This is a genomic window from Streptomyces sp. NPDC003393 (genome assembly GCF_053589015.1).
In genome coordinates this window covers 55,754-82,156 of record NZ_JBSFRB010000015.1, presented here as the reverse complement: position 1 = coordinate 82,156, position 26,403 = coordinate 55,754, and the positions used below count along the sequence as shown (strand labels likewise).

The 26,403-nt window shown below is 74.0% G+C and carries 24 protein-coding genes; 5 read left to right on the top strand and 19 right to left on the bottom strand.

All coding sequences use genetic code 11. The features are described 5' to 3' along the window. Positions 1–42: 42 nt before the first annotated feature. Positions 43–495, bottom strand: a complete 453-nt coding sequence (locus tag ACWDUZ_RS17180; protein WP_451632630.1) for a GNAT family N-acetyltransferase — start codon at positions 493–495, stop codon at positions 43–45. Between the two features lie 18 nt (positions 496–513). Then, positions 514–2,007, bottom strand: a complete 1,494-nt coding sequence (locus ACWDUZ_RS17175; RefSeq protein ID WP_451632629.1) for an aminotransferase-like domain-containing protein — start codon at positions 2,005–2,007, stop codon at positions 514–516. Here ACWDUZ_RS17175 and ACWDUZ_RS17170 point away from each other — a divergent pair. Together ACWDUZ_RS17170 and ACWDUZ_RS17165 are read left to right on the top strand one after the other, a co-directional pair. Further along, positions 2,006–2,923: a DMT family transporter gene (locus ACWDUZ_RS17170; protein ID WP_451632628.1), complete on the top strand. Its 918-nt coding sequence runs from the start codon at positions 2,006–2,008 to the stop codon at positions 2,921–2,923. The genes ACWDUZ_RS17175 and ACWDUZ_RS17170 overlap by 2 nt on opposite strands. A 122-nt stretch (positions 2,924–3,045) precedes the next feature. Beyond that, the gene (locus ACWDUZ_RS17165; RefSeq protein ID WP_451632627.1) at positions 3,046–3,252 is read left to right on the top strand and encodes a DUF1918 domain-containing protein; all 207 of its coding nucleotides are present in this window, start codon (positions 3,046–3,048) and stop codon (positions 3,250–3,252) included. A 1-nt stretch (position 3,253) separates the two neighbouring features. Here ACWDUZ_RS17165 and ACWDUZ_RS17160 read toward each other — a convergent pair whose 3' ends face one another. Next, on the bottom strand, positions 3,254–4,513 hold the full coding sequence (locus ACWDUZ_RS17160) for a glycoside hydrolase family 10 protein (protein ID WP_451632626.1): 1,260 nt from the start codon (positions 4,511–4,513) through the stop codon (positions 3,254–3,256). Between the two features lie 217 nt (positions 4,514–4,730). Between ACWDUZ_RS17160 and ACWDUZ_RS17155 the strand changes: the two genes are divergently transcribed. Beyond that, entirely contained in the window at positions 4,731–5,591 is an 861-nt protein-coding gene (locus ACWDUZ_RS17155; protein ID WP_451632625.1) for a 3-hydroxybutyryl-CoA dehydrogenase, read from the top strand. Positions 5,592–5,655: 64 nt separating this feature from the next. Here ACWDUZ_RS17155 and ACWDUZ_RS17150 read toward each other — a convergent pair whose 3' ends face one another. The 10 genes from ACWDUZ_RS17150 to infC form a co-directional block, all read right to left on the bottom strand. After that, positions 5,656–6,186, bottom strand: coding sequence for an NUDIX domain-containing protein (locus ACWDUZ_RS17150; RefSeq protein ID WP_451632624.1), 531 nt, complete (start codon positions 6,184–6,186; stop codon positions 5,656–5,658). Positions 6,187–6,279: 93 nt separating this feature from the next. Then, positions 6,280–7,620 carry a transcriptional regulator gene (locus ACWDUZ_RS17145; protein ID WP_451632623.1) on the bottom strand — a complete coding sequence of 447 codons (1,341 nt, stop codon included), beginning with the start codon at positions 7,618–7,620 and terminating at the stop codon, positions 6,280–6,282. Between the two features lie 341 nt (positions 7,621–7,961). After that, the gene (locus ACWDUZ_RS17140) at positions 7,962–8,876 is read right to left on the bottom strand and encodes a PP2C family protein-serine/threonine phosphatase (RefSeq protein WP_451632622.1); all 915 of its coding nucleotides are present in this window, start codon (positions 8,874–8,876) and stop codon (positions 7,962–7,964) included. Between the two features lie 269 nt (positions 8,877–9,145). Continuing rightward, positions 9,146–11,650 (bottom strand): phenylalanine--tRNA ligase subunit beta, encoded by a 2,505-nt coding sequence (pheT, locus tag ACWDUZ_RS17135; protein WP_451632621.1) that lies wholly within the window; start codon positions 11,648–11,650, stop codon positions 9,146–9,148. Continuing rightward, positions 11,650–12,768: a phenylalanine--tRNA ligase subunit alpha gene (gene pheS, locus ACWDUZ_RS17130; RefSeq protein WP_451632620.1), complete on the bottom strand. Its 1,119-nt coding sequence runs from the start codon at positions 12,766–12,768 to the stop codon at positions 11,650–11,652. The genes pheT and pheS overlap by 1 nt, the downstream gene beginning before the upstream one ends. A gap of 174 nt (positions 12,769–12,942) precedes the next feature. After that, positions 12,943–14,151 carry an ATP-binding protein gene (locus ACWDUZ_RS17125; protein WP_451632619.1) on the bottom strand — a complete coding sequence of 403 codons (1,209 nt, stop codon included), beginning with the start codon at positions 14,149–14,151 and terminating at the stop codon, positions 12,943–12,945. Between the two features lie 49 nt (positions 14,152–14,200). Beyond that, positions 14,201–15,064 carry a TrmH family RNA methyltransferase gene (locus ACWDUZ_RS17120; RefSeq protein WP_451632618.1) on the bottom strand — a complete coding sequence of 288 codons (864 nt, stop codon included), beginning with the start codon at positions 15,062–15,064 and terminating at the stop codon, positions 14,201–14,203. A 97-nt stretch (positions 15,065–15,161) separates the two neighbouring features. After that, positions 15,162–15,545 (bottom strand): 50S ribosomal protein L20, encoded by a 384-nt coding sequence (gene rplT / locus ACWDUZ_RS17115; RefSeq protein WP_006141703.1) that lies wholly within the window; start codon positions 15,543–15,545, stop codon positions 15,162–15,164. 128 nt (positions 15,546–15,673) lie between these two features. Next, positions 15,674–15,868 (bottom strand): 50S ribosomal protein L35, encoded by a 195-nt coding sequence (rpmI, locus tag ACWDUZ_RS17110; RefSeq protein ID WP_007829094.1) that lies wholly within the window; start codon positions 15,866–15,868, stop codon positions 15,674–15,676. 107 nt (positions 15,869–15,975) lie between these two features. After that, entirely contained in the window at positions 15,976–16,605 is a 630-nt protein-coding gene (gene infC / locus ACWDUZ_RS17105) for a translation initiation factor IF-3 (RefSeq protein ID WP_358865176.1), read from the bottom strand. 367 nt (positions 16,606–16,972) lie between these two features. Here infC and ACWDUZ_RS17100 point away from each other — a divergent pair, with 367 nt between their 5' ends. Then, entirely contained in the window at positions 16,973–17,329 is a 357-nt protein-coding gene (locus tag ACWDUZ_RS17100; RefSeq protein WP_451632617.1) for a DUF1844 domain-containing protein, read from the top strand. Positions 17,330–17,387: 58 nt separating this feature from the next. On the opposite strand, the gene ACWDUZ_RS17095 is transcribed toward ACWDUZ_RS17100, so the two are convergent. From ACWDUZ_RS17095 to ACWDUZ_RS17085, 3 genes are all read right to left on the bottom strand, one after another. Then, entirely contained in the window at positions 17,388–18,125 is a 738-nt protein-coding gene (locus ACWDUZ_RS17095) for an SseB family protein (RefSeq protein ID WP_451632616.1), read from the bottom strand. Between the two features lie 320 nt (positions 18,126–18,445). Continuing rightward, a complete protein-coding gene (mycP, locus tag ACWDUZ_RS17090) occupies positions 18,446–19,645 on the bottom strand; it encodes a type VII secretion-associated serine protease mycosin (protein WP_451632615.1) in 1,200 nt (399 codons plus the stop codon). Then, complete coding sequence (locus tag ACWDUZ_RS17085) at positions 19,642–21,489, bottom strand: hypothetical protein (protein WP_451632614.1); 1,848 nt, start codon at positions 21,487–21,489, stop codon at positions 19,642–19,644. Before ACWDUZ_RS17085 ends, mycP begins: the two co-directional genes overlap by 4 nt. A 392-nt stretch (positions 21,490–21,881) precedes the next feature. Here ACWDUZ_RS17085 and ACWDUZ_RS17080 point away from each other — a divergent pair, with 392 nt between their 5' ends. Beyond that, positions 21,882–23,084: an amino acid deaminase/aldolase gene (locus ACWDUZ_RS17080; RefSeq protein WP_451632613.1), complete on the top strand. Its 1,203-nt coding sequence runs from the start codon at positions 21,882–21,884 to the stop codon at positions 23,082–23,084. Positions 23,085–23,136: 52 nt separating this feature from the next. Here ACWDUZ_RS17080 and ACWDUZ_RS17075 read toward each other — a convergent pair whose 3' ends face one another. The 3 genes from ACWDUZ_RS17075 to ACWDUZ_RS17065 form a co-directional block, all read right to left on the bottom strand. After that, on the bottom strand, positions 23,137–24,099 hold the full coding sequence (locus tag ACWDUZ_RS17075; protein WP_451632694.1) for a DUF2510 domain-containing protein: 963 nt from the start codon (positions 24,097–24,099) through the stop codon (positions 23,137–23,139). A 131-nt stretch (positions 24,100–24,230) separates the two neighbouring features. Next, positions 24,231–25,031 (bottom strand): 3-oxoacyl-ACP reductase, encoded by an 801-nt coding sequence (locus ACWDUZ_RS17070; RefSeq protein WP_451632612.1) that lies wholly within the window; start codon positions 25,029–25,031, stop codon positions 24,231–24,233. Then, entirely contained in the window at positions 25,028–26,401 is a 1,374-nt protein-coding gene (locus tag ACWDUZ_RS17065) for an aldehyde dehydrogenase family protein (protein WP_451632611.1), read from the bottom strand. Before ACWDUZ_RS17065 ends, ACWDUZ_RS17070 begins: the two co-directional genes overlap by 4 nt. Positions 26,402–26,403 lie beyond the last annotated feature (2 nt).

Sequence of the window (26,403 nt, the reverse complement as noted above, 5' to 3'; positions counted from 1 at the left end):
AAGGGGCGACGAGGTACCAGTTCCGAGGCGCGTGGGTCCGGCTCAGTCGAAAATGTGCGCCATCCACTGGTCCGGCCGCTCCAGCGGGCGGAAGCCGAGCTTCTCGTAGACGCCGTGCGCGTCGTGCGTGGCGAGCAGGACGCGCTTGAGATCGTAGGGCCTCAGGTGTTCGCGGACGGCCCCCACGAGCGCCGTGCCGATGCCCTTGCCGCGGACCGCGCGGTCCACATACACGTCGCACAGCCACGCGAAGGAGGCCAGGTCGGTCACCACCCGCGCACAGGCGACCTGACGCCCGGACACCATCTCGTACACGCCGAAGTTGAGCGACCCGGCGATGGCCCGTTCCTGCTTCTCGCGTGAGCGCCCGAGCGCCCAGTAGGCGTCGGTGGACAGCCAGCGGTGCACCCGCTCGACGTCGATGCGGGCGGGGTCGGTGGAGATCTCGTAGCCCTCGGCGAGGGGCGGCGTATCGGTCCCGGGCGTGTCCGTCATGGGCGAGAGATTCCCAGGTCACAGGAGCGGGCGTCGAGGGGTTTTCGCCGCGCGCACCTCGTCGCAGGCCGTCCGCAGCCGGCGGACCCCCTCCGTGATCTCGGCCGTGCCGGGGACCGCGGCGAAGCTCAGGCGCAGGTGGGAGGCCGGGGGTTCGGCGCTGAAGTAGGGACGGCCCGGGGTGACGGCGACGCCCGCGCGCAGGCCGGCCGAGGTCAGGGCGGACTCCTCACCGGAGCCGAAGGCCCGCAACGCGCCCCCCGCGCCGTCGGGCAGGCGCAGCCAGAGGTGGTATCCGCCGGACGGGACGTGCGGCAGGGCGAGTTCGGGCAGGTGCCGTGCGAGCGCGGTCGTCATGGTGTCGCGGCGGGCCTTCAACTCTGCCGAGAGCGCGCGCAGATGGCGGGGCCAGGCCGGGGAGCCGACCAGTTCCAGGGCGGCCTCCTGCAGCGGCCGGGGGACGAAGAAGCTGTCCACGACCTGGATGGCGCGCAGGCGCTCCAGCACGGGTCCGCGTGCCGCGAGTGCGCTCACCCGGAAGCTGGGCGAGGTCGCCTTGGTCAGCGAGCCGACATGGACCACCACGCCGTCCGGGTCGTCGGCGGCCAGCGGGCGGGGAAGCTCACCCGCGTCCGCATGGGCGAGGCGGCGCACGAAGTCGTCCTCGATCACGAACGCGCCCGCCTCACGGGCGATGCGCAGCACCTGGGCGCGCCGGTCGCCAGCCAGTACGGCGCCCGTGGGGTTCTGGAACAGGGGCTGGCAGACGAACACCCGGGCGCCGCTGGCCCGGAAGGCGTCCGCGAGCAGATCGGGCCGTACGCCGTCGGGGTCGACGGGGACGGGGACGGGCCGAAGGCCGGCCGCGCGGGCGAGCGCGAGCATGCCCGGGTAGGTGGGCGACTCGACGAGGACCGGCGCGCCGGGCGGCGCCAGCGCGCGCAGGGCGGTGGCCAGCGCGGACTGGCCGCCGGCCGCGATCAGCACCTCGGCCGCGGTGACGCTCCCGCCGATCTCCCTCGCGAACCACTCGCGCAGTTCGGGCAGTCCCTCCAGCGGCGGTCTCCCCCAGGCTCCCGGCCGGCGCCCGGCCCGGGCCAGGGCCGCCGCCATGGCGCGCTCGGGCTGGAGGGAGGGATGGAGATAGCCGCCGTTGAACTCCAGCACGCCGGACGGCGGCGCGGCGAGCGAGACGGTGACCCCGGAGGCGTCCACCGTGCGTGGGACGAGGTCGGGGGTGTCGTCGGCGCTCAGCGCGACCTCCTGCCAGGACGTGTCCCCGGCGGGGGTCTCCGTGGCGCGCGGCCGGGCACGGAAGGCACCGGCCCCGGGCCGGGTGACCACCAGGCCCTCGGCGGCGAGCCGGGCCAGTGCGCGCGAGACGGTCACCGGGCTCACCCGGAATCGCTCGACCAGTGCCCGGCTCGACGGGAGCTTTCCCCCCGGTGGATAGCGGTCGAGGTCCTGTCGGAGATGTTCTGCCAGATCGCCCACACTGCTACGCTGGTGCATGAGTACAGAGAGTAGCGCTACCGCCCCGAGTTCGATAGCGGTCACCGCCACCCGCGAGCGCCGCGGTGCCGGCACGGCACTGGCGGCGCTCGGCGTCGCCTCCTTCTCGCTGACGTTTCCGGCCACCGCCTGGGGTCTGGAGGGGTTCGGACCGTGGTCGCTGGTGGCCGTGCGCAGCGTGCTCGCCGCCGTGATCGCGGGCGGCGCGCTGCTGGCACTGCGGGTGCCGCTGCCCGAGCGCCGGCACCGGCCGGGGCTGGCGGTGGTCGCCGCGGGTGTGGTCTTCGGTTTCCCGCTGCTCACCACGCTCGCCCTGCGGACCTCGACCACCGCACACGCCGCGGTGGTCGTCGGCCTGCTGCCGCTCACCACGGCGCTGCTGTCCGCGCTGCGCACGGGGACGCGGCCGTCGCGGACGTTCTGGGCGGCGGCGCTGGCGGGGGCGGCGGCCGTGGTCGCCTTCACCGTGCAGCAGAGCGGCGGCGCCCTGACCGCCGCCGACGGGTATCTCTTCGCCGCCCTGCTGGTGTGCGCCGCCGGTTACACCGAGGGCGGCCGGCTGGCGCGGATCATGCCCGGCTGGCAGGTGATCGGCTGGGCGCTGGTGCTGTGCCTGCCGGTGGCGGTGCCCGGTGCCGCGCTGGCGCTGGCGTACGAACCGGTGCACCTGGGGTGGCACAGTGTGGCGGGGCTGCTGTGGGTGGCGGCCGGATCGCAGTTCCTGGGGCTGGTCGTCTGGTACCGCGGCATGGCGGCGGTGGGCATCCCCAAGGCCAGCCAGTTGCAGTTGGCCCAGCCCCTGCTCACACTGGTGTGGTCGGTGCTGCTGCTCGGCGAGCATCTGACGCCGGCCGCCCCGTTGACGGCCGTCGCCGTGCTCGTCTGCATCGCCGTCACCCAGCGGGCGCGCGGCTGACCGACGCCACCGGTTCCGACCGCACACCGGCCCCGGCCGCTTCACCGGTTCCGGCCGCGCTCCGCGCCGTAGACTCGAAGTCGAGGACGCTGCTCCCGCAATGTGGTGAGGAGGCCCCGCAGATGCGAGCAACCGTGGGCGACAAACTCGTCCAGCACGGCCGCGTGGTCGGCCAGCACGACCAGGTCAGCGAGGTCGTCGAGGTCATGGGCCAGGAGGGCAACCCGCCCTACCGCGTCCGTTTCCCGGACGGGCACGAAGCCGTGATGTCACCGGGCCCCGACTGCCAGGTCCGGCACGAGGAGAAGAAGAAGCGGAAGTCGAAGTAGCTCAGCGCGGAGGGCTCGCCGGCTGCCGATAGTGGTCGGCGACCACCCGCGCCATGGCGCCGGACGGGTCCGCGGCGACGTCCTTCGCCGCGAAGAAGACATGACCGCGCACCTCCGGGTACTTCTCGGCCAGGGCGAGATGCCGGGACAGTTCCTCCCGGTTCCGCCAGGCCGCCTCCTGCGCCGCGTCCCCCGCCTTGTACAGCGCCTCGCCCACGTACAGCTCGGTACGGCTGCCCCGGGCGACCCGGGCCCACCAGGGCACCAGTTTCGCGTAGTCGGCGGCCGGCAGGCCGATGGACCAGTACAACTGCGGGACGATGTAGTCGATCCAGCCTTCCCGGACCCATCTGCGGGTGTCCGCGTACAGGTCGTCGTACGTCTGGACGCCCGCCTTCGTGTGCGAGCCGCGCGGGTCGCTCGAGGCGTTGCGCCACACCCCGAAAGGGCTGATCCCGAACTGGGTGCCGGGCCGCAGCCGGCGGACGCCGGCGGCCGTCTCGCGCACGAGCCGGTCGATGTTGTCGCGCCGCCAGGCGGCCCGGCTCGCGAAGCCCCGGCCGTGCCGGGCGTAGGCCGCGTCGTCGTCGAAGGTCCGGCCGGCCACCGGGTAGGGGTAGAAGTAGTCGTCGAAGTGGACGCCGTCGACCGGGTACCTCCGAACGGCGTCGAGCATCGCCCGCTGCACGAAGGCCCGCACCTCGGGCAGGCCCGGGTTGTAGTACAGCTTGCCGCCGTAGGGCACGACCCAGTCGGGGTGCTTGCGGGCCGGGTGGGAGGCCACCAGCCGGGACGGGTCGGCGTCCAGCGCCACGCGGTAGGGGTTGAACCAGGCGTGCAGCTTCAGTCCGCGGGCGTGCGCCTCCTTCACGGCCGTGCCGAGCGGATCCCACCCGGGGTCCTTGCCCTGGGTCCCGGTCAGCCACCGCGACCACGGTTCGTACGGCGAGGGCCACAGCGCGTCCGCGGTGGGGCGCACCTGGAAGATCACCGTGTTGAGCCGGCGCCGGACCGCCGCGTCGAGCAGGGCGGTCAGCTCTCCGCGCTGCCGGGCCACGCCGAGTCCGGTCCGCGAGGGCCAGTCACGGTTCGTCACCGTCGCCAGCCACATGCCCCGCATCTCGGCGGCGCCCGTGCGCGGACGGCGGGCGCGGGAGGCGCCCGGTGGCGGGGGCGCGGCCGGTGCGGCGCCGGCCGCCGGTGTCACCGCCAGGGTGGACAGGGCGGCGACGGTGAACGCCCGTCGCGTCACTCGGCTCATCCCGGGGCTCCCCGTACGCCGTGGATCCGCGCCGTCACGGATCGTGCACCGGCTCAGCATGCACGACCCGGGCGATCGATCATCGCTGCGACAGGGGTAACGTGCACGATCGGAGCAGGCGCCGCTCACATGGACCGCCTGCCCCACGCTGTAGATCAGCGCCGACGAGCGCGCTTCGAGAGCGCGCCGGTGTCGCGCAGACAACGAAAGGGACGATGTGACCGACATCGAACGCGTCGGAGTGGTGGGCTGCGGCCAGATGGGCGCGGGGATCGCCGAGGTGTGCGCCCGGGCCGGTCTGGACGTGAAGGTCGCCGAGACCACCGGCGAGGCTCTGGAGTTCGGCCGCACCCGGCTGTTCAACTCGCTCGCCAAGGCTGCTGAGCGCGGCAAGATCACCGAGGAGGAGCGGGACGCGACCCAGGCGCGGCTGAGCTTCACCACCGACCTCGGCGAGTTCGCCGACCGCGATCTGGTGATCGAGGCCGTGGTGGAGAACGAGCAGGTCAAGACGGAGATCTTCCAGGTCCTGGACCAGGTGGTGACCCGGCCGGACGCCATCTTGGCCTCCAACACCTCCTCCATCCCGCTGGTGAAGCTGGCCGTCGCCACCGGGCGGCCGGACCAGGTCATCGGCATCCACTTCTTCAACCCGGCTCCGGTGCAGAAGCTGGTCGAGCTGATTCCCGCGCTCACCACCTCCGAGGGCACGCTGAGCCGTTCGCAGCTGTTCACCGAGAAGGTCCTCGGCAAGCACGCGATCCGCGCCCAGGACCGCTCCGGCTTCGTGGTCAACGCGCTGCTGATTCCCTACCTGCTCTCCGCGATCCGGATGTTCGAGTCGGGCATCGCCAGCCGCGAGGACATCGACAACGGCATGGAGCTGGGCTGTGCCCACCCGATGGGCCCGCTGAAACTGTCGGACCTGATCGGCCTGGACACCGTCGCCTCGGTGGCGCAGAGCATGTACGACGAGTACAAGGAGCCGCTGTACGCCGCTCCCCCGCTGCTCCAGCGCATGGTCGACGCCGGCCGGCTGGGCCGCAAGAGCGGCTCGGGTTTCTACACCTACGGCTGACCCGGTTCGACGCGCCGAAGGACCGCCCCTGGGCCCGGCACCGCACGACGGTGCCGGGCCCGCGTCATCCGAGGCGGAGATGGTGCAGGAGAAGTAAGGCGGCCGCCATGTTCGCGGCCGGGACCTCGCCGCGGGCGACCATGTCGGGGACGAGCTTGAGCGGCACCCACTCACGGCGGTCGGACTCGAAGTCGTCCACGGGGTGTCCGACGTACTCCCCCTCGTCCGACCAGTAGATGTGGTGCCGGGCGTCGGTGAGGCCGTTGGACGGCTCCACGCTCATGAGGTGGTGCAGGGGGCCGGGCCGCCAGCCCGTCTCCTCCTCCAGTTCCCGGGCCGCGGCGCGGGCGGCGTCCTCGCCGTCCTCGACGACGCCCGCGGCCAGTTCCCATCCCCAGCTGTCGGTGATGAAGCGGTGGCGCCACAACAGGAGCACCTCGTTGGCCTCGTTGACCACGGTGGCCACGGCGACGGGCCGCAGCCGTATCAGGAAGTGGTCGAGGTGCCGGCCGTCCGGCAGCTCGACATCCGCGAGGTTGACGGTGAACCAGCGGTTTGCATACACAGTTTGTTCATTCTGTTTCGTCCACTGCACGGTTCTGCCACCTTCCGTCGGGTCAGTGGCAATATCGCAGCCGGAGCCGCCGCGCAGCAGGCGCACGGTGCGCCACTCACGGCGCACGGTTCATCACAGCGGCACGCGCAGCGCCCCGTCGATGAGTTCGGCCGCCTCAGTGGTGCCGGCACAGCCGCTGCGCACCAGGTGCTCACGCACCGCCCGCAGCCTGTCCCGCAGCCGCTGCGACTCCATGCCCCGGGCCTGCTCGGCCATCCGCACGGCGGTGGCGACGGCCTTGTCGGCGTTGCCCCGGCGCAGCTCGATCGTGCTGAGCATGGCCAGCCGGTGCACCCGGCCGCGGTCGTGCGCCGGGTTGTCGACGGCGGCCGTGGCGTGCTCCTCGGCGGCGGCCAGCTCGCCGAGGCTGAGCAGCGCCTCCGCCACCTGCACATTGACCAGGCCGGGTTGGACATAGCCCGTCTCGTCGGGCTCGTACCCGCGCCGGATGCGTTCGGCGGCGGCCTCGGCACGCCGGATGCAGGACAGGGCGCTCGAGCCGTCGCCGAGGTGGGCGTACGCCTTGGCCTGCATCGCGTACAGGTCGGAGGCCAGCGCCGGCGTGATGTGCTTGCCGGCGGCGCGCAGCGCGGCCTCCGCGAAGGCGACGGCCTGGCGGTGTTCCCGCATGAACAGCGACTGGTTGACGAGCAGCGCTATCACATAGGCGCCAAGTCCCCGGTCACCGCTGGCCTTGGCGAGCCTGAGCGCCTGGTGGAAGTAGCGCTGGGCCAGGCCGTGCGCGTCGGAGTCGTAGGCGCAGATCCCCGCGATCGCCACCAACCCGCCTGTCGCCCGGTGCAGTTGGCGGCCGGTGGCGTCGGTGTAGCCGCCGCGCAGCAGCGGCGCCGCCTCGGCGTTGAGGAAGCCCACGACGCGGCTGCGGGTCGCCACGCCGCCGGCCTTGCGGTACATCTGCTCGTAGTGCGTACGGGCCGCACGCAGCATGTCGATGTCGGCCGGGGTGACCCGGTGCCGGCCGCCCCGGGAGACGTCCACGTCCTCGGGCGGGTTCTCCCACTCCCACACCGGCATCACCGCGGGCGTTCCGGTCACCGCGGGGGCGCCCAGGACGTGGGGGCGCTGCTGCTCGTCGGAGCGCCACAGGGCGGTGGCCCGCTCGACGAAGCCGGACAGCGAGGTGCCGTGCGGCGCGGCCGGCTCACCGGGCACGCCCAGACCGATGTCGTCGAGCGTGACCGGCCGGTGCAGCCGGAGGGCGAGCACCTCGCAGATCAGGTCGGGCACCTGGCCGCGCGGCCGCTGGCCCTTCAACCAGCGCCCCACCGCCGTGTGTTCGTACCGCAGTGCGAGTCCGCGTGCCCGTCCCGCCTGGTTGACGTGCGCCGCGAGACCCGCGTGGGACATCCCCGCCTCGTCCAGGATCGCGTCGAGCAGAGTGTTGGGCTGCATGTCCTGCCCCCCGGTGACTCGGTGCCGACAGCGTAGTGCGTTCGCATTCACACGGGGTGTGAACCAAGCGCCCGCATCCGCACCGTGCGCGCGCTGTCGCGGAGCGTGGGCAGCCGGTTGACTGAGATGCCTCGTCAAGAGGCCGGCCGGGCCGCCGGCTCCCCCTCGTACAGTGCGGCGGCCCGTATCCGCGCCGCCCGCTCCGCCGCCTGCCCGACACTCCGTGGCGGGGCGGGCGGCCGTCGGCTCCGCCGGGTACGCGGGGCGGCTGCCGGCTCGGGCTCCCGGTCGTCCGCCGGCCGACGGCGGGCGGGGGCCGATCGCGCCCCGCGGCGAAGCCGCTATCGGTGGAGCCCCGCGCCCCTTCTCGCAGGCTCCGTGCCCGGAACGTGCCCGGCGTTGTGGATCAGCACGACTGCCGCGTCATCCGTGGGGCGCCGGCCCGTGTGGTGCAGGAGCCGGGTGAAGACGGCGCGCAGGACGGCCTGTGCGGGCAAGGGTCCCGCCCGGGTCGCCTCGGTCAGGACCGACGGCAGGGGGAAGAAGCGACCCTCGGTGTTCCGCGCGTCTTCCACACCGTCCGTGTAGAGGACCAGGGTCTCGCCGGGGACCAGGGGGGCGGGGTGCTCGGCGGGCAGGTCGCAGGGAAGGGGGAACGGGCCCAGGGGCGGCAGTGGATCGGCGCCGGAGAGGGGCTCCGCCTCCGTGCCGTTCAGCCGGTACGGCCAGGGATGACCGCAGTTCAGGGCGTGCAGGGTGCCGTCCTCGGCGATCTGCAGGAGAAGCACGGTGACGAAGTGCTCGCCCGCCTCGGGGTCCGGTTCCCGGGCGCGGACATGGCGGGCCAGTGCCCGGTCCAGACGGCGCAGCACGCCCGCGAGGTCCGGCTCGTCGGGGGCGGCCGCGCGGAAGGCGGCGAGCACGGCGGCGACGGTGTCGAGGGCGGCGGGGCCGTGCCCCCGGACGTCGCCGATCACGGCGCGGACGCCGTGTGCGGTGGCGATCACCTCGTACAGGTCGCCCCCCGCGGCCGCGTCCCGGTCGGCGGGCAGCTGGGCCGCCGCCAGGTCCAGCCCCGCCAGGCGCGGCGGCAGAGGCCGCAGCGGCACGCTCCGGGCGGCGCCCACCGCGGCACGGACCTGCCGCGGTTCGCGCAGGAACGCGCGCCGGGCGTGCAGGACCAGACCGGCGCCCACCGCGAGGAACGCGGCGCCCGGCCGCATCCGGCGCGGAGCCACAGCCCTGATGCGGATCACGACGATGCCCCCCAACGGCGCCGACAGCGCGGACCGGCCCGAGACCCCTCGCCAACGCCGCGAGTGCGTGCCGGACGCCGCCGGGCAGGCGGACATGTGACGACAGGGCCTGAGAGGCCGGTTGCGATTCTGTCGACCGCACGGGCGGTCGGGGCCGGATCGCCCTCCGTTCTCACCCGAACGAGTGAGCACCCTCCGAGTGTGCATTTATGCAGGTCACAGCGGAGGGGCGGACCCGGCGTACCGGACCCGCCCCTCGTGACGCGACCTCAGCCGCGCAGGACCGCCCCGGTCCGCTCGGCGGCCAGGGCCACCGCCGCGTCCCGGGCGGCCGACGCCTCGTCGACCGTCAGCGTGCGGTCGGGGGCGCGGAAGCGCAGCGCGTACGCCAGCGACTTGCGGCCCTCGCCGAGCTGCTCGGCGTTCTCGTAGACGTCGAACAGGCGGATGGCCTCCAGGAGCTCACCGGCGCCCTCGCGCAGCGCGGCCTCGACCTCGGCGGCCGGTACCGGCTTGTCGACGACGAGGGCGACGTCCTGGGTGGCCACGGGGAACGAGGAGATCCGCGGCGCGCGCACGATGCCGTCCCCGGCCCGCTGGACCAGGTCGAGGTCGGCCTCCATCGCGCAGGTGCGCTCGGGCAGGTGCATCGCCTTCACCACACGCGGGTGCAGCTCACCGGCGTGGCCGACGAGCGTCTGCACGCCGTCCACCTCGACGTACAGCGCGGCACAGCGGCCGGGGTGCCACGGGGCGTGCTGGTCGGCGCGCACCGTCAGTTCCGCACCGGCCTCGCGGGCCACCAGGCGGGCCGCCTCGATGGCGTCCGCCCAGTCGGTCGGACGGCCCTTGCCCCACCAGCCGGCCTGCTCGCGGGCGCCCGCGAGCACCACGGCGACCCGCCGCGGCTGGTGCGGCAGCGCGGTGTCGAGCGCGGCCAGCTCCTCCTCGGTGGGCCGGCGGTCGGCGGGCAGCCGGGCCGGGATCTGCTCCTGACCGGTGGGCCGGAAGACCAGGCCGGTCTCGAACAGCGCCAGGTCGTGGCTGCCGCGTCCGTCGTTGCGGCGCAGCGCGCCGAGCAGGCCCGGCAGCAGCGTCGTCCGCAGGGACGGCTCCTCGTCGGAGATCGGGTTGACGAGGGTGACCACGGTGCGGCGCGGGTCGTCGGCGTCCAGGCCGAGCTGGTCGAGGGCGGCCTCGCCGACGAACGGGTAGTTCAGCGCCTCGACATAGCCGGCGCCGGCCAGGGCGCGGCCGACGCGGCTGTGCAGCCGCTGCCGGTCGGTCAGGCCGTGTCCGGGCAGCGGCCTGGGCAGCGTGGAGGGCAGGTTCTCGTAGCCCTCCAGGCGGATGACCTCCTCCGCCAGGTCGTTCGGGTCGTTCAGGTCCGGCCGCCACGAGGGGACGGTGACGATCAGCTCGTCCTGGCCGTAGACGTCGCAGCCGATCTGCTGCAGCCGCCGTACGACGGTCTCGCGGCCGTAGGTGACGCCCGCGACCTTGTCGGGGTGGTCGGCCGGGATGGTGATGGTGCGCGGCGCGGAGGGCGCGACGACCTCGGTGACGCCCGCGTCGGCGGTACCGCCGGCGAGGAGGACCAGCAGGTCGACGGTGCGCTGCGCGGCGGCGGAGGCGGCCTGCGGGTCGACGCCCCGCTCGAAGCGGCGGGAGGCCTCCGAGGACAGCTTGTGCCGGCGGGCGGTGCGGGCGATGGCGACCGGGTCGAAGTGAGCGGCCTCGATGACGACCTCGGTGGTGGTGCCCTCGGTGTCGTCGATCTCGGTGTGCGCGCCGCCCATGACACCGGCGAGACCGATGGGGCCGCGCTCGTCGGTGATGACCAGGTCCTCGGTGGACAGCGTCCGGGCGACGCCGTCGAGGGTGGTCAGCTTCTCGCCGCGCTCGGCCCGGCGCACGCCGATCGCGCCCTGGATGCGGCCGCGGTCGTAGGCGTGCAGCGGCTGGCCGAGCTCCAGCATCACGTAGTTGGTGATGTCCACGGCGAGCGAGATCGGGCGCATACCCGCCTTCTGCAGCCGGCGCTGCAGCCAGATCGGGGACCGGGCCTCGGGGTCGAGGCCGGTCACCGTACGGGCGGTGAAGCGGTCGCAGCCGAACGGGTCGGAGATCTGTACCGGGTGCCCGAAGGCGTTGGGCGCCGGCACGTCCAGCAGCGCCGGGTCGAGCAGCGGGCGGCCGTAGGCGATGGCGGCCTCGCGGGCCACGCCGCGCAGGGACAGGCAGTAGCCACGGTCGGGCGTGACGGCGATGTCCAGGACCTCGTCGACGAGCTGGAGCAGCTCGATGGCGTCGGTGCCGACCTCGTGCTCGGGCGGCAGCACGATGATGCCGTGGCTGCCGTCGTCGCCCATGCCCAGCTCGTCGGCGGAGCAGATCATGCCGTGCGAGACCTTGCCGTAGGTCTTGCGGGCGGAGATCGCGAAGCCGCCGGGCAGCACGGCCCCGGGCAGCACCACGACGACCTTGTCGCCGACGGAGAAGTTGCGGGCGCCGCAGACGATCTCCTGCGGCTCACCGGTGCCGTTGGCCTGCCCGACGTCGACGGTGCAGAAGCGGATGGGCTTCTTGAAGCCCTCCAGTTCCTCGATGGTCAGCACCTGGCCGACGACGAGCGGCCCCTTGAGGTCGGCGCCGAGCTGTTCGACGGTCTCGACCTCGAGGCCGGCCGAAATGAGCTTGGCCTGGACGTCGCGCCCGGTCTCCGTCGCCGGCAGGTCGACGTACTCCCGCAGCCAAGAAAGCGGGACCCGCATCAGATCTCCATCCCGAACGGCCGGGTGAACCGGACGTCACCCTCGACCATGTCTCGCATGTCTTCGACGTTGTGGCGGAACATCAGCATCCGCTCGATGCCGAACCCGAAGGCGAAGCCGCTGTACCTCTCCGGGTCGACGCCGCAGGCGGTGAGCACCCGCGGGTTGACCATGCCGCAGCCGCCCAGCTCGATCCAGCCCTCGCTGGAGCAGGTGCGGCAGGGCCGGTCGGGGTCGCCGACGGACGCGCCCTTGCAGACGTAGCAGAGCATGTCCATCTCGGCGGACGGCTCGGTGAAGGGGAAGTAGTTCGGGCGCAGCCGGGTCTTCATGTCGGCGCCGAAGAGCGACTGGACCATGTGGTCCAGGGTGCCCTTGAGGTCCGCCATGGTCAGCCCCTCGTCGACGGCGAGCAGCTCGATCTGGTGGAAGACCGGGGTGTGCGTGGCGTCGAGCTCGTCCGTGCGGTAGACGCGGCCGGGGCAGACCACGTAGACCGGCGGCTCGCGGTGGAGCAGCGAGCGGATCTGCACCGGCGAGGTGTGGGTGCGCAGCACGACGCCGCTGTCCTCGCCCTTGCCGCCCTCGACGAAGAACGTGTCCTGCATGGTGCGGGCCGGGTGGTCGGGCGCGATGTTGAGCGCGTCGAAGTTGAACCACTCGGCCTCGACCTCGGGGCCCTCGGCGACCTCGTAGCCCATGGACACGAAGACGTCCGCGACCCGCTCCATCATGGTGGTCAGCGGGTGCCGGGCGCCGGCCGGCACCCGGTCGTAGGGCAGCGTGACGTCGACGGCCTCCTCCACCAGCACGCGGGCGTCCCGCTCGGCCTCCAGCTCCGCCTGGCGGGCGGCGAGGGCCTTGTTCACCGCGCCGCGGGCCGTGCCGACGCGTTTGCCGGCGTCTGCCTTGGCGTGCGGGGGCAGGGCGCCGATCTCACGGTTGGCGAGGGCCAACGGGGAGGCGGGGCCGGTGTGGGCGACCTTGGCCTCGTGGAGCGCGTCGAGGGAGTCCGCGGCGGCGAAGGCGGCGAGCGCCTCGTCCCGCATGCGCTCGATCTCTTCCGGTTTCAACGCCTCGACCTCGACAGGGTCGTACGACTTATTGGGTGCCGACATCTCTTCCCGTGCTTCCGATTGTCCCCCAGCTGACGCTGGGAGGTGCCCCCAGGCTGACAGTCCCCGTCACCGACTCATGGACATTCCGTCTCCAGTGGTGGGACACGAAGGTGCCAAAGGCCGAGTCTAACGGTGCCGGGGAAAGCGAAGGCGCCCGTGGGTCCTCGGCAGGTGTCAGAGCAGGTGTGCCGGGGTGCCCACGGGCAGGGTAAATCGGAACCGGGCGCCGCCGCCGACGGCGCGGCCGACCGTGATCGTTCCGCCGTGGGCCTCGACGATGCCCTTGACGATGTAGAGCCCGAGGCCGGTGCCGCCGCGCTTGCTGCCCCGCCAGAAGCGGGTGAAGACGCGGTTCATGGACTCCTCCGGGATGCCGGGCCCCTCGTCGCTCACCGTGACCGACGTGGCCGTGTTCTCGATGTTCTCGGCGTTCTGCGCGTTCTCCCCGTCCGGGGGGTCGTCCCCGTCGCGGGGCGAGGACGCCGCCGTGATGTCAATGGTGACGGTTCCCTCGCCGTGCCGCACGGCATTTTCGATGAGGTTGCTCAGCACCTGGTCGATCTTGTCGGGGTCGGCCCACAGTTCGGGCAGCGGGTGCTGCGTACGGACCAGGAAGCGGTCGGCGGGCTGACCGGCGGCGACATAGGCCTGGACGTGCCGGCCGACCGCGGCTCCCATGTCGACGAGCTGGCGGCGCACCTCCAGGCGGCCGGAGTCGATGCGGGAGATGTCGAGCAGTTCGGCGATGAGCCGGGTGACCCGGTCGGCGTCGGCGTCGACGGTCTCCAGCATCAGCCGCTTCTGGTCGTCGGTGAACCTCTCCCACTTGGCGAGCAGGGTTGCGGTGAAGCCCTTGACGGAGGTCAGCGGGGAGCGCAGCTCGTGCGCCACGGTGGCGATGAGCTCGGCGTGGCTGCGCTCGGTGCGGCGGCGGGCCTCGGTGTCCCGCAGGCAGACGACGACACGGCGGACCGGGCCGGTGGGGTGGTCGCGGACGTAGCGGGCCGAGACCAGGACCTCCCGGCCGCCGTGCAGCAGGAGGTTGCGCTCGGGCTGGCCCGCGCGGATGGCGAGGCCGCCGTAGGGGTCGGTCAGCTGCCACCAGCGGCGCCCTTCCAGGTCCTCCAGGGGCAGGGCCTTCTCCAGCTGCTGTCCGAGGGCCTGCTCGGCGGGGACGGCGGTGATGCGGGCGGCGGCGGCGTTGAAGCAGATCACCCGTCCGTGTGCGTCGGCGACGACCAGTCCGTCGGGCAGGTCGTCGGGGTCGACGCCGAGTCCGACGGGATCGCCGGAGCCGAGTCCGCCGGGATCACCGGCGCTCCGGGGCGCTGGCGGTCGTCGCGCCTCGCGCCCGCCCGGTGCACCGCTGGTGCCGACACTCATCCCCGTATCCCACCCTTCCCGCCTGTGGGCCCCCGAGCCGGTCAGCCTACTAGGTGGCGGTGACGGAGCGGCATCCCCCGAAGGCGCGCTGTGCACGGGCCGAGGCGTAGAGACATACGGCGGCGGCGGTCGCCAGGTTCAGGCTCTCCGCCTTTCCGTGGATCGGGACACGGACGACGGCGTCGGCCAGGGCCCGGGTCTCCTCCGGCAGGCCCCAGGCCTCGTTGCCGAACACCCAGGCGGTGGGCCCGCCCATGGCGCCCTTGTCCAGTTCCTCGTCGAGGTCCTGCTCGCCCGCGCCGTCGGCGGCGACGATGCGCACCCCGGCGTCCCTCAGGCCCGCGACCGCCTGCTCGACCGGGACGCCCACGGCGACCGGCAGATGGAACAGCGAGCCGACGGAGGCGCGCACGGCCTTGGGGTTGTACAGGTCCACGGAGGCGTCGGTGAGGACGACCGCGTCTGCTCCGGCGGCGTCGGCGCAGCGCAGCACGGTGCCCGCGTTGCCGGGGTCGCGTACGTGTGCGAGGACGGCGACGAGGCGGGGACGGGCGGCGAGGACCTCGTCGAACGGCGTGTCGAGGAACCGGCAGATCCCGACGAGACCCTGCGGGGTGACGGTGGTGGAGATGTCCGCGATGACGTCCTCGGAGGCGAGGTGGACCCGGGCGCCGGCGGCGCGGGCCTCGCCCACGATGTCGGCGTACCGCTCGGCGGCCTCCAGGGTGGCGAACAGCTCGGCCAGCGTCGCCGTCCCCTGCGCTCCGCGATGCCCGGCCGCCTCGCGCACGGCCTGCGGTCCCTCCGCGAGGAACAGCCGGTCCTTGCCCCGGAAGTTCCGCTTGGCCAGCCGCCGGGCGGCGGCGACACGGGCGGAGCGGGGAGAGATGAGGTCGGGTGTGGCGGGGGGCATGGAGAGCTTCACCTTCGGTAGGAACAGCACAGCGGACCCGCGGGCACAGGGCCCACGGGTCCGCACAGTCACGTCGGCTGCCGAAACCGGCGCGGCGTCAGGCCGCCTTCGGCGCGTTGACGTCGCTCGGCAGAGCCTTCTGGGCGACCTCGACGAGCGCGGCGAACGCGTTCGCGTCGTTCACGGCCAGCTCGGCCAGGATCTTGCGGTCCACCTCGACGTTGGCGGCCTTCAGACCCTGGATGAAGCGGTTGTAGGTGATGCCGTTGGCGCGAGCGGCGGCGTTGATGCGCTGGATCCACAGCTGGCGGAAGTCACCCTTGCGCTTCTTGCGGTCGTTGTAGTTGTAGACCAGCGAGTGGGTGACCTGCTCCTTGGCCTTGCGGTACAGGCGCGAGCGCTGACCGCGGTAGCCGGAGGCCTGCTCGAGGATCGCCCGGCGCTTCTTGTGGGCGTTGACTGCCCGCTTGACGCGTGCCACTTGATTGACTCCTTGTAGCGGGGTCGTGGTTGTCCTCACACGACCCGGAAACGAATGGGTCCCGGTCCTGACGTACGGCGCTCGGGACCGGCTGCGCGCGGGGGCTCAGCCGATCGGGCGCCGCCGCGTCACTTGCCGAGAAGCTTCTTGATCTTCTTGGCGTCGCCCGGGGCCATTTCGGCGTTGCCGGTGAGGCGACGCGTCAGACGGGACGACTTGTGCTCGAGCAGGTGGCGCTTGCCGGCGCGCTCACGGAGCACCTTGCCGGAGCCGGTGACCTTGAAGCGCTTGCTGGCACCGCTGTGCGACTTGTTCTTCGGCATAGCGCCGTTCTCTCCTCGTCGGTGGCGCTCCGGTGCCCGGTCACGAAAACCGGGCACGGTGGAGCGTCGCTCTCTGTTGGTTACATCCTGGGACGCGTGTCCCGGGATCACGCCTCGGCAGGCTCCTCGGACGGCGCCTCCTGCGGGGAGGCCGCCGCGCCACGACCCTGACGCTCGGCCTTGCGGGCCTCCTGCGCCTGGCGGGCCTCGGCCATCGCCTCGGTCTTCTTCTTGTGCGGACCGAGAACCATGATCATGTTGCGGCCGTCCTGCTTCGGGTTCGACTCCACGAACCCGAGATCCTGGACGTCCTCTGCGAGCCGCTGCAGCAGTCGGTAGCCCAGCTCGGGCCGGGACTGCTCGCGACCACGGAACATGATCGTGATCTTGACCTTGTCGCCCTGCTTGAGGAACCGGACGACGTGACCCTTCTTGGTGTCGTAGTCGTGCGGGTCGATCTTCGGCCGGAGCTTCATCTCCTTGATGACCGTGTGCGCCTGGTTCTTGCGCGCCTCACGGGCCTTCATGGCCGACTCGTACTTGAACTTCCCGTAGTCCATGAGCTTGCACACGGGCGGACGGGCGTTCGCCGCGACCTCGACCAGGTCCAGGTCGTACTCCTGCGCAAGCTCCAGTGCCTTCGCGAGCGGCACGATGCCGACCTGCTCGCCACTGGGACCGACAAGTCGCACCTCGGGAACGCGAATCCGGTCGTTGATGCGGGGCTCGGCGCTGATGGATCCTCCTCGGTAGCACCACGCGACGGTCTGGCGGACTGCCGCGTACGTCTGTGTTCGTGAGACCTAACCGCGCCGAGGCGACAAAAATGCCCCGGACGATCACAGGCGGAACTCCGAACACAACCCGGAGCACCGCGCGAAAGTCGCGGGGCGCGCTTCGGACGACTCCATCGTCCGTACGGAACGATGGTGGCCGCCTGACCGGATGACCCGCCGTCCCGGAGGGCGGTCAGGTGGGAGATCGGAGCCTCCACTTGTGGGCCGAGCACGTACGTGTCCGGCCGGTCGCACACCAGACTAGCAGGATCCCCTTGACAAGGACCAATCGAGGAGGCGTGATCCGGCACGGCCTATCGTGTGGGGCATGAGTGAGACCCCTCCTGAGACTCCCGACTTCGACGCGATGGCCCGGGACATCGCCGAGGTCCCCGCCGTAGAGGTGATCGTGACGGTCGCCGTCAACCTGATGAGCGCCGCCGCCGTGAAGCTCGGTCTGACCGAGGAGGGCGACACGTACAAGGACCTGGACGAGGCCCGCAAGCTGATCACCGCGTTGGCCGGCCTGCTGGACGCGAGCACCACCGAGATCAGCTCCTTCCACGCGGCGCCGCTGCGCGACGGCCTGAAGTCGCTCCAGCTGGCCTTCCGCGAGGCGTCGGTCGTCCCGGACGAGCCGGGCCAGGGCCCGGGCGAGAAGTACACCGGCCCGGTCTACGGCTGACCTCACGGCTGAACCCGCCTCCGGCCCGCCGCGCCGCCCGGCACGGCGGGCCGTCCCGTCACTCCTTCACGTACAGGGGCTCGCCCGGCGGCATCGCGTCGGCCGGCAGCAGCGCCAGGTCCAGACCGCGCACCAGGCGGGCCCTCAGCGTGTCGCTGGCGGCCAGCCGCCCGGCGACGGCGCGGACGGCCTCGGCCGGGGCCGCGGCGGCATCCGGGTCGAGCACCAGGGCCAGGGTGCCGTCGGCCTGTCCGGGGCCGAGGTGGGCACGGAGCACGGCCGGCTCGGCGGCCACCGCCTCCCGTACGGCCGCCGCCACCGCCGGGTCGGCCAGCGGGTCGGCCGTGCTGCGGCCCTCGGCGAGCGCGAGCAGCGCCGGCCCGGTCAGCTCGAACGGCACCGGCCCGGCCAGGTCCAGCACCACCGTGTCCGCCTTCTCGTGCGCGGCGGCCTGCAGCGCCTGGTGCAGGGGTACGGCGACGGGGCGGGCCGCCGGGTCCCAGCGGGCCAGGGAGTCGGTGGAGGTGAAGGCGGGCAGGGCCGTGCGCCCGCCGGCCTTCAGGGTCGGCACGGCCATGTCGCTGGTCTTCTCGCGGCGCAGCCCCCGTTCGTCCTCCTCCACCTCGCCGAGCACGGCGACGACGGGGACGAGCAGCCGGGCACCCTCGAGCGCCTCCAGGACCGGTCCCACGGCGGTGCGGTCCTCGGCCCAGGCGGCGAGCGCCGCACTCAGCCGGGGGTCGGCCGAGCCGTCGTCGTCGGAGAAGCCGGGGTCGGGAATGTTCTTGTTCGCCACGGCCACGACCCTATCCGGGGCCGTGCGCGGTCCCGTCCGGGACCCTTCACGCGCTGCTCGGGGCCCGGGGCCCGTGTCTCCCGCCGAGGGGGCGGGACTCGGCGGACCCGGGCGCCGTGGGGTCGGCGGCACCGGCGCCTCCGTCGGCATCCGCGTCGGCGAACGGGAGGACGTCGGTGGAGAGCGGGACGCACCAGGCCGCGAACCGTACGGCGCTGCCGGCCGAGGCGATGAAGCCGGTGGCGCCGGCGGACGGGGCGACGGTGTCGGTGTTCGCGGACGGGACCTGATCCCGCTGCCGGGGACTGCGGCGACGGGCGTCAGGGCCGGAAGCCCGCCCCGCCGTCGCCCGCGTCGTTCTCGCGGCGGGCGCGCCACAGGACGACCGCGACGACCAGCAGCACTCCCCCGACGCTGCCGGCGAGGGGCCCGGCCCAGCCGGAGGCGGCGTCGTCCGGCCCGGTGGTGTCGGGGCCGGGGCCGAAGTACCTCTCGCCGTACGCGGCCGCGTGCAGGCCCTCCGGTTCCAGGCGGTCCGCCGCCTTCAGGGCGGCCACGGGGTCCACCATGCCGAAGCCGCGGGAGTCGTCACGGCCGCCGACGGGGGCGTTGCGGGCCGTGTCCTCCAGGAGCCTCTTGATCTGCGCGGGCGTCAGACGGGGGTGGGCGGCCTTGATCAGGGCGACGGCTCCGGAGACGAACGCGGAGGCCGCGCTCGTGCCCCAGCCCTGGTAGTACCGGTGGTCCGGGGCGGTGATGACGATGTCGACGCCGGGCGCGCTGACCGCGGCGTACCAGCGGCGGGTGGAGAAGTCCGCGCGGGTGCCGTAGCGGTCGACCGCGGTCGCGGCGATCACGCCCGGGTAGGCGGCCGGGTAGGAGATGTGGTCGCCCTTGTCGCCGCCGTTTCCGGCCGAGGCGACGACGACGGTGCCCTTGCTCAGCGCGTACTGCACGGCCTCGTCCTCGGCCGGCTCGGGGTGCGCGGAGGCCGAGTCGTCGCCGAGGGAGAGGTTGATGACGTCGGCGCCGTGGTCGGCGGCCCAGCGGATGCCGTCGGCGAGGGCGCTGCCGCGGGTGGTGCGGGCCCGGGCGCGGGCCGAGTCGTCGTCCTCCAGGATCACGCGGACGGGCAGGATCTTGGCCTCGGGCGCGATGCCCATGACGCCGTCGGCGTGACCGGCGCCGTGGCCGTGCCCGGCGATGATGCCCGCCATGCCGGTGCCGTGGCGGGCCCAGGCGCTGTCGCCGGGCCGGGCGCCGAAGCCGACGAAGTCCTTGGTGGGCAGGACGTTGCCGACGAGGTCGGGGTGGTCGCGCTCGACGCCGGTGTCCAGGACGGCGACGGTGACGCCCTTGCCCTTGGTGACCCGCCAGGCCTGCTGGGTGTGCATGGAGTCCAGTGCCCACTGCTGGGCGCGGATGCCGTCGGCGTGCGCGGCGGCGGCCGGGACGAGGACGAGCAAGGCGGCCAGGAGGACGCTCAGCGCGCCGTTCCTTCGGGCGATGACGGCTCTCACGAGTCCTTCTCCGTGTCCGTGGCCGAGTCGACGTCCTTGCGCAGGCCGCGTTCGATGCGGTCGGCCAGGCCCTGGGCCTCGTTGCCGAGGCCGGCCTGGGCGGGTGCCGTGGTGGCGCCGGAGCGCATCGCGTCGGCGGCGGGCTGCGGGGAGTCGACGGTGCGGCCGTCGGCCCAGCCGGAGACGGCGTAGACGACCACGGGCGCCTCGGTCAGCACGGAGACGGTCCACGACGCGCGCTGCTTGTCGCCGAAGGCGGCGGCGACGGTGCCCTTGGCGGCGTAGGAGCGGGGCATGAGGTCGGTGCGCCGGGCCAGTCCCTCGTGGGCGAACCGGGCCGCGAGGGACTTCATGGCGGAAGCGTCGGCCTTGGTGAAGAGCAGTCCGACGGTGGTGACGTAGGTCTGGGTGGCGTCGGTGTAGGTGGCGCGGAGCAGGCGGGTGCAGCCGACGGGGGCCAGCGCCTCGCGCAGCAGCGGGTCGAAGGCGTCCGCGCAGCCGCTGTCGGGTGCCACGGCGACGCGGGTCCAGGTGCGGTCGGCTCCGCCGGGTCCGGCGCCGCGGCCCTCCACCGTGGGCGGGAACAGCCGGTCGACGGGGATGCTGTGCCACAGGTCGCCGGCCGTGACGAACGCACCGGCCGGGCCGCCCTCCCCGGAACCGCCGGTGAGCCAGCTCCCGGTCACGGCACCGCCGATGAGTCCGAGTCCGAGCACGAGGCACGTCGCCGCCGCGGCGGTCCGCGTCCGCACCCGCCCGCCGAGGGCACGCCCCCGCCCCCGCCGGTCGTGCCCCTCGGGCTCGTCGAGCCGCACCCGGTGCGGCCGCACGCCGACGGGTCCCGTGAAGGCGTTCCAGGACAGGGCGGGGTCGGGTGCCACGCGCGGGCCCGGCGGCACGGCGGTGGACCGCGCGGCTTCCGCCGGGCCGGCCAGTGCCCCGGATCCGCGCGCCGGGGTGGGGCCGCGGTCCGGGGCGCCGCCGGCCGGGCCGCGGGCGGCGAACGCGCCCATACTCGGGGCGGCGGAGTCCCGTCGGGGGCCGGCGCCGGACGGCGCGGCGGGCCGGCGGTCGGAAAGGGGGCGCAGGCGCGCGGTCGTCTCCGACGGTGTCTCGGCGGGCACGGCGGTCCATGGCGCGGCCGGCGACGGCCGGCGTCCGGGGCGCGCCGGCACGGCACCGGGGGCATCCAGGTTCGGCGTCCCGCGCCCGGAGGCCGGCGCCGCGCCGGTGCGGGTCCGGTCCTCGACGTCACCGGCGGCGGACGGTCCGGCGGCCGGGGTACGCGGCGCGTCCGGGAGGCCGGCCCGGGTCGGTGCGGCGCCGGGCGGCGGGCCCGTGAGCCCGGCGCGCGTCCCGGCCCGGCCCGCGGCCGGCTCGCGTCGCTCACCGGAGCGCGGCCCGGCCGGACGGCCGATCCGTGGCGGCGCGTCGGGGAAACGGGCGGAGGCGGCGGGCGGGGGCGGTGTCGTCGGGGCAGGGTCGCGGCGGACCGGAGGCACGAACGCCTGGAAGCGGGACCGGGCGTCCGCGGCGCCGTCGTCCGCGCCGGCGCCGGGTACGGCGCAGGGTACGGCGCCGGGCGCGCCGGGTCCGTTCCACGCGGCGCCCCGCCCCGCCGGACGCGGCTCACCGTCCGGGCCCGCCGCCTCGCCACCCGGTGGGACACCGGGCACCGTCGTACCGCCGCCCGCGCGTGCAGCCGTCTCGTGTGCCGCCGAGGGCGGGCGGGTGAAGCCGGAGCCGCGTACGGCGGCCTCGGGCGCGCCCCCGCGCCCGAGGCCGGTGCCGGTGCCGTCCGTCGGGCCGGCCGGCCGCTCGCGTGGCCCTGCGGGCGGACTCACCGGTGCGGCGGGGCGCGGTTCGTCGGGGAGCTGGGAGGCGCCGTCGGGAGGGGTGGACGGGCGTGGGGGTCTCGGGGGGCGCGGGGGGATCGGGGCGTGGCGCGCTTCCGTGCTCATGCACCCCCCGTTTCGTCGGCCCGGGCCGTGTCTCCCGGCGCGGTCTTCCTCGTGGCCCCGCCCGGCGGCGACTCGTCGTCCCCGGGCACGCATACCCGTACGAGCGAAGTGCCATCCCGGCTCAAGGGCGCGGCCGGGAGCGTTCCGCCGTTGCGGCGTACGTGCGCGTCACTCTACGGGCTGACCCCGGCTGGACGGGAACCGGTCGGCGGGCCCGGGGCATCTGCCCGGAACGTCCCCTACCCTGCGGTAATCCGCTCTGGCAGGCTTCGTCCATGACCGCGCGCGCCGCCGACCGGGCCCGGTACGACCGGGCCACCGCCCATCTCGACGCCCCCGTCGCGATCGTCGACCTGGAGGCCTTCGACGCCAACGCCGACGATCTCGTCCGCCGTGCCGCCGGCAAGCCCGTGCGGGTGGCCAGCAAGTCCGTGCGCTGCCGGGCGCTGCTCGAACGCGTCCTCGCCAGGGACGGCTTCGCGGGCGTCATGTCGTTCACCCTCGCCGAGTCGCTGTGGCTGGCCCGCTCCGGGTTCGAGGACGTTCTGCTGGCCTATCCGTCCGCCGACCGGGCCGGCTTCGCCGAACTGGCCGCCGATCCCAAGCTCGCCGCGGCCGTAACGGTGATGATCGACGACCCGGCGCACCTCGACCTCGTCGACGCCTCGCGTGAGGGCGGCCGCGAAGTGGTGCGGGTGTGCCTGGAGTTGGACACCTCGCTGAAGCTGCTCGGCGGGCGGATCCGCGTCGGCGCGCGCCGCTCGCCGCTGCACTCCCCCGCCCAGGTCGCCGAGATGGCCCGTGCGGTCGCCCGGCGGCCGGGGTTCCGGCTCGTGGGCGTCATGGCGTACGAGGGTCATGTCGCGGGGGTCGGTGACGCGGTGGCCGGGCGGCCGCTGCGCTCGCGCGCGGTCCGGCTGATGCAGGCGGCCGCGCGCCGGGAGCTGGCGGAGCGGCGGGCCGCGGTGGTGCGGGCGGTCCGGGCGGTGGCGCCGGAGCTGGAGTTCGTCAACGGCGGCGGTACGGGCAGTGTCCAGCACACCGCGGCGGAGGACGCCGTCACCGAGATCGCCGCGGGCTCGGGGCTGTACGTCCCGCGTCTGTTCGACAACTACACGTCCTTCCGCGGCCGTCCGGCGGCGCTCTTCGCGCAGCCGGTCGTGCGGCGCCCCGGGGTGGGGGTCGTCACGGTGCTCGGCGGCGGCTATCCGGCCTCGGGAGCGGCCGGCGCGGACCGGTTGCCGGTGCCGTATCTGCCCGAGGGGCTGCGCTACGACCCCCAGGAGGGCCCCGGCGAGGTGCAGACCCCGCTGCTCGGCTCGCCCGCCGACGACCTGCTGATCGGCGACAAGGTGTGGTTCCGGCACGCCAAGGCGGGCGAGCTGTGCGAGCGGTTCGACACGCTGCACCTGGTGGAGGGCGACCGGGTCACGGCGGCCGTGCCGACGTACCGGGGTGAGGGCCGCACGTTCCTGTGAGCCCCCGCCGGGCGGACGACGAAACATCGGCGACGGGCGCTCGCGGCCCGGTTCAGCCGGCCGGGCCGATGCTGCTGCCGACGCCCCCGCTCGTGCCGGCGTCGCCGAGGGGCCGGATGCCCTTCCTGATCCTGTCGATGTCGGACAGGGGCGGCCCGTCCGGTCCCGCGTCGAGCACGAAGCGCACGACGACCGGCGCCTCGCTGCCCACGCTGGACGGGAAGACCAGCGACTCGACGTAGCCGCCGGGGCCCTCGGCGGTCCTGACCCGCCAGCGGACGAAGTACCCGGCGCGGCCCGCGACCGCGATCTGACCGGAGGCGACGGCCCGGTGGGAGGTGATGCCTCCGTAGAGGCGCTGTCCGGCCGCGTTCTCGTCGTACGCCAGGTCGGCCGCCTTCTCGATGTCCTCCTCCGCCAGGGCCTCGGGCGCGGCCGCGTCGGTCGCGCTCCCCGTCAGCGTCAGCACCAGGCCGTGCCGGCACAGGCCCGTGCGGGTCGGGCAGTCGTAGGTGCCGTGCGTGGTCATGACGACCTTGTCGTCCGCGACGTACTGCGGCTTCTCCCAGCCGTCGGGGACCGGCAGCGTGATGCCGTTGAGCTGGTCGACGACCACGGACGGGTCGCCGGTGGCGGTCGCGGACGGGGAAGGGGACGACGGTGACGGGGAGGTCGCGGCGGTGGACGGGCCCGCCGCGGTCGCGGAGCCGCCCGAGGGCGCGGTTTGCGCGCCGGCGCCGCCGTCGTCACGGCCGAGCAGGACCGCTCCCGTGACGACGGCGGCGACCAGGACGGCCCCGGCGGCGGTCAGGGCCACCGCCTTGGCCCGGGTCGCCGGGCCCCCGTCGGCGGGCGGAGGGGGCTGCGTCGGCGGCGTCGGCGGCTGGGGTGGCGCCGGCGGCTGGGGCTGAGGTCCCTCGGGGGCGCGCCGGTGGTCGGTCCACGCCGTTCCGTCCCACCAGCGCTGCAGATGCGGGGCCGACGGATCGCGGTACCAACCGGGCGGGGGTGTCATGCTCACCCCCGGAACTGTAGGAGGACCCGCCCCGGCCCGGCCACACGGGTCCGGGGGCTGCCGCGTCGTTCAGGCCGGGCCAGGCGGCGGTTCCGGCCATCGCGCGCCCGGCGCGACCGGCGCACCACCCCCTACAGCGGGGTGACGTACGCCCCCGAAATACCCCCGTCCACCAGGAAGTCGGTGGCGTTGACGAAGGAGGAGTCGTCGCTGGCGAGGAAGGCGACGGCGGCGGCGATCTCCTCGGCCTCCGCGAACCGTCCGAGCGGGATGTGCACGAGCCGGCGCGCGGCCCGCTCCGGGTCCTTGGCGAACAGCTCCTGCAGCAGCGGGGTGTTGACCGGTCCGGGACACAGGGCGTTGACCCTGATGCCCTCCCGTGCGAACTGGACGCCCAGTTCCCGGGACATGGCCAGCACGCCGCCCTTGGAGGCCGTGTAGGAGATCTGCGAGGTGGCCGCCCCCATCCGGGCCACGAACGAGGCGGTGTTGATGATGGACCCCCGGCGCTGGGCCCGCATGTAGGGCAGGGCCGCCTTGCAGCACAGGTACACGGAGGTGAGGTTGACCTCCTGCACCCGCTTCCAGGCGTCCAGTCCGGTCTCCAGGATCGAGTCGTCGTCGGGCGGCGAGATGCCGGCGTTGTTGAAGGCGACGTCGACGCTGCCGTAGGTGTCGTGCGCCGCCCGGAACAGCGCCTCGACCTGGTCGGGGTCGGTGACGTCGACCTTGACGAAGAGCCCTCCGGTCTCCTCGGCGGCGGCCTTGCCACGGGCCTCGTCGACGTCACCGCACACGACGTGCGCGCCCTCGGAGGCGAGCCGACGCGCGGAGGCGAGGCCGATGCCGCTGCCGGCTCCGGTGACCACGGCGGTGCGGCCGGCCAGGCGGCGGCAGACGACGGCCTCGGTGTCGGGGATGGTTGCGCTCACTGTGCGGGGCCCTCCGTGCTGATGAAGACGTTCTTGGTCTCGGTGAAGGCGGCCAGCGCGTCCGGGCCGAGTTCGCGGCCCACGCCGGACTGCTTGAAGCCGCCGAACGGGGTCCAGTAGCGGACGCTGGAGTGCGAGTTGACGGACAGGTTGCCGGCCCGCACCGCCCGGGAGACGCGCAGGGCGCGGCCGACGTCCCGGGTCCAGATGGAGCCGGAGAGGCCGTACGGGGTGTCGTCGGCCAGGCGGATCGCGTCCTGTTCGTCGGTGAAGGACAGCAGGACGGCGACCGGGCCGAAGATCTCCTCGCGGGCCGCGGCGGAGTCGGGCCGCTCCCCGGTGAGCACGGTCGGCGGGAACCAGAAGCCCGGCCCGTCGGGCGCGCCGCCACGCAGGGCGGGGGCGCTCTCGGGCACGTAGGACCGTACCCGGTCGAGCTGCTGACGGGAGATCAGCGGCCCCATCTGGGTCCGTTCGTCGGCCGGGTCCCCCACCACCACGGAGGCCAGCGCCTTCGCGAGCAGTTCCCGGACCTCGTCGTACGCCTCCTCCTGGACCAGGATGCGGGTGCGGGCGCAGCAGTCCTGGCCGGAGTTGTCGAGGAAGGAGAACGGGTCGACGGCGGCCTTCAGGTCGGCGTCGGCGAAAACGATGTTGGGGCTCTTGCCGCCGAGTTCGAGGGTCACCGGCTTGGTGTGCCGGGCGCAGCGCTCCATGACCTCCCGGCCGGTGCGGGTCGATCCGGTGAACACGATCTTGGCCACGTCGGGGTGGTCGACGAGGGCGCGTCCGGCGGTGTGACCGTGCCCGGGCAGGACCTGGAAGAGGTGCTCGGGCAGGCCCGCCTCCAGGGCGAGTTCGGCCAGCCGGAGCGCGGTGAGCGGAGTGGCCTCGGCGGGCTTGAGGACGACCGCGTTGCCGGCGGCGAGGGCCGGGAAGGAGCCCCAGCCGGCGATGGGCATCGGGAAGTTCCAGGGTGCGATGACGCCGACGACCCCGAGGGGTTCGAGGAAGGTGACGTCCCAGCCGCCGGGGACCGGGATCTGCCGGCCGAGGAGGCGTTCGGCGCCGCCGGCCGCGTACAGCAGCAGATCGCGAGCGTTGCCGGCCTCCCAGCGGGCGTTTCCGAGCAGGTGCCCGGCCTCGCGCACCTCCAGGCGGGCCAACTCCTCGACGTGGGCGTCGACGGTGTCGGCGAAGCGGCGCAACAGCCGGGCCCGGTCGGCGGGGGCGGTGGTCGACCAGGCGCGCTGGGCGGCCACGGCCCGTTCGACGACTCGGTGGACGTCGCCCGCGTCGGCGGCGGGGACGGTGGCGACCACCTCCTCGGTGGCCGGGTTCAGCACCTGGAGTTCGTGCGGGTCGGACACGA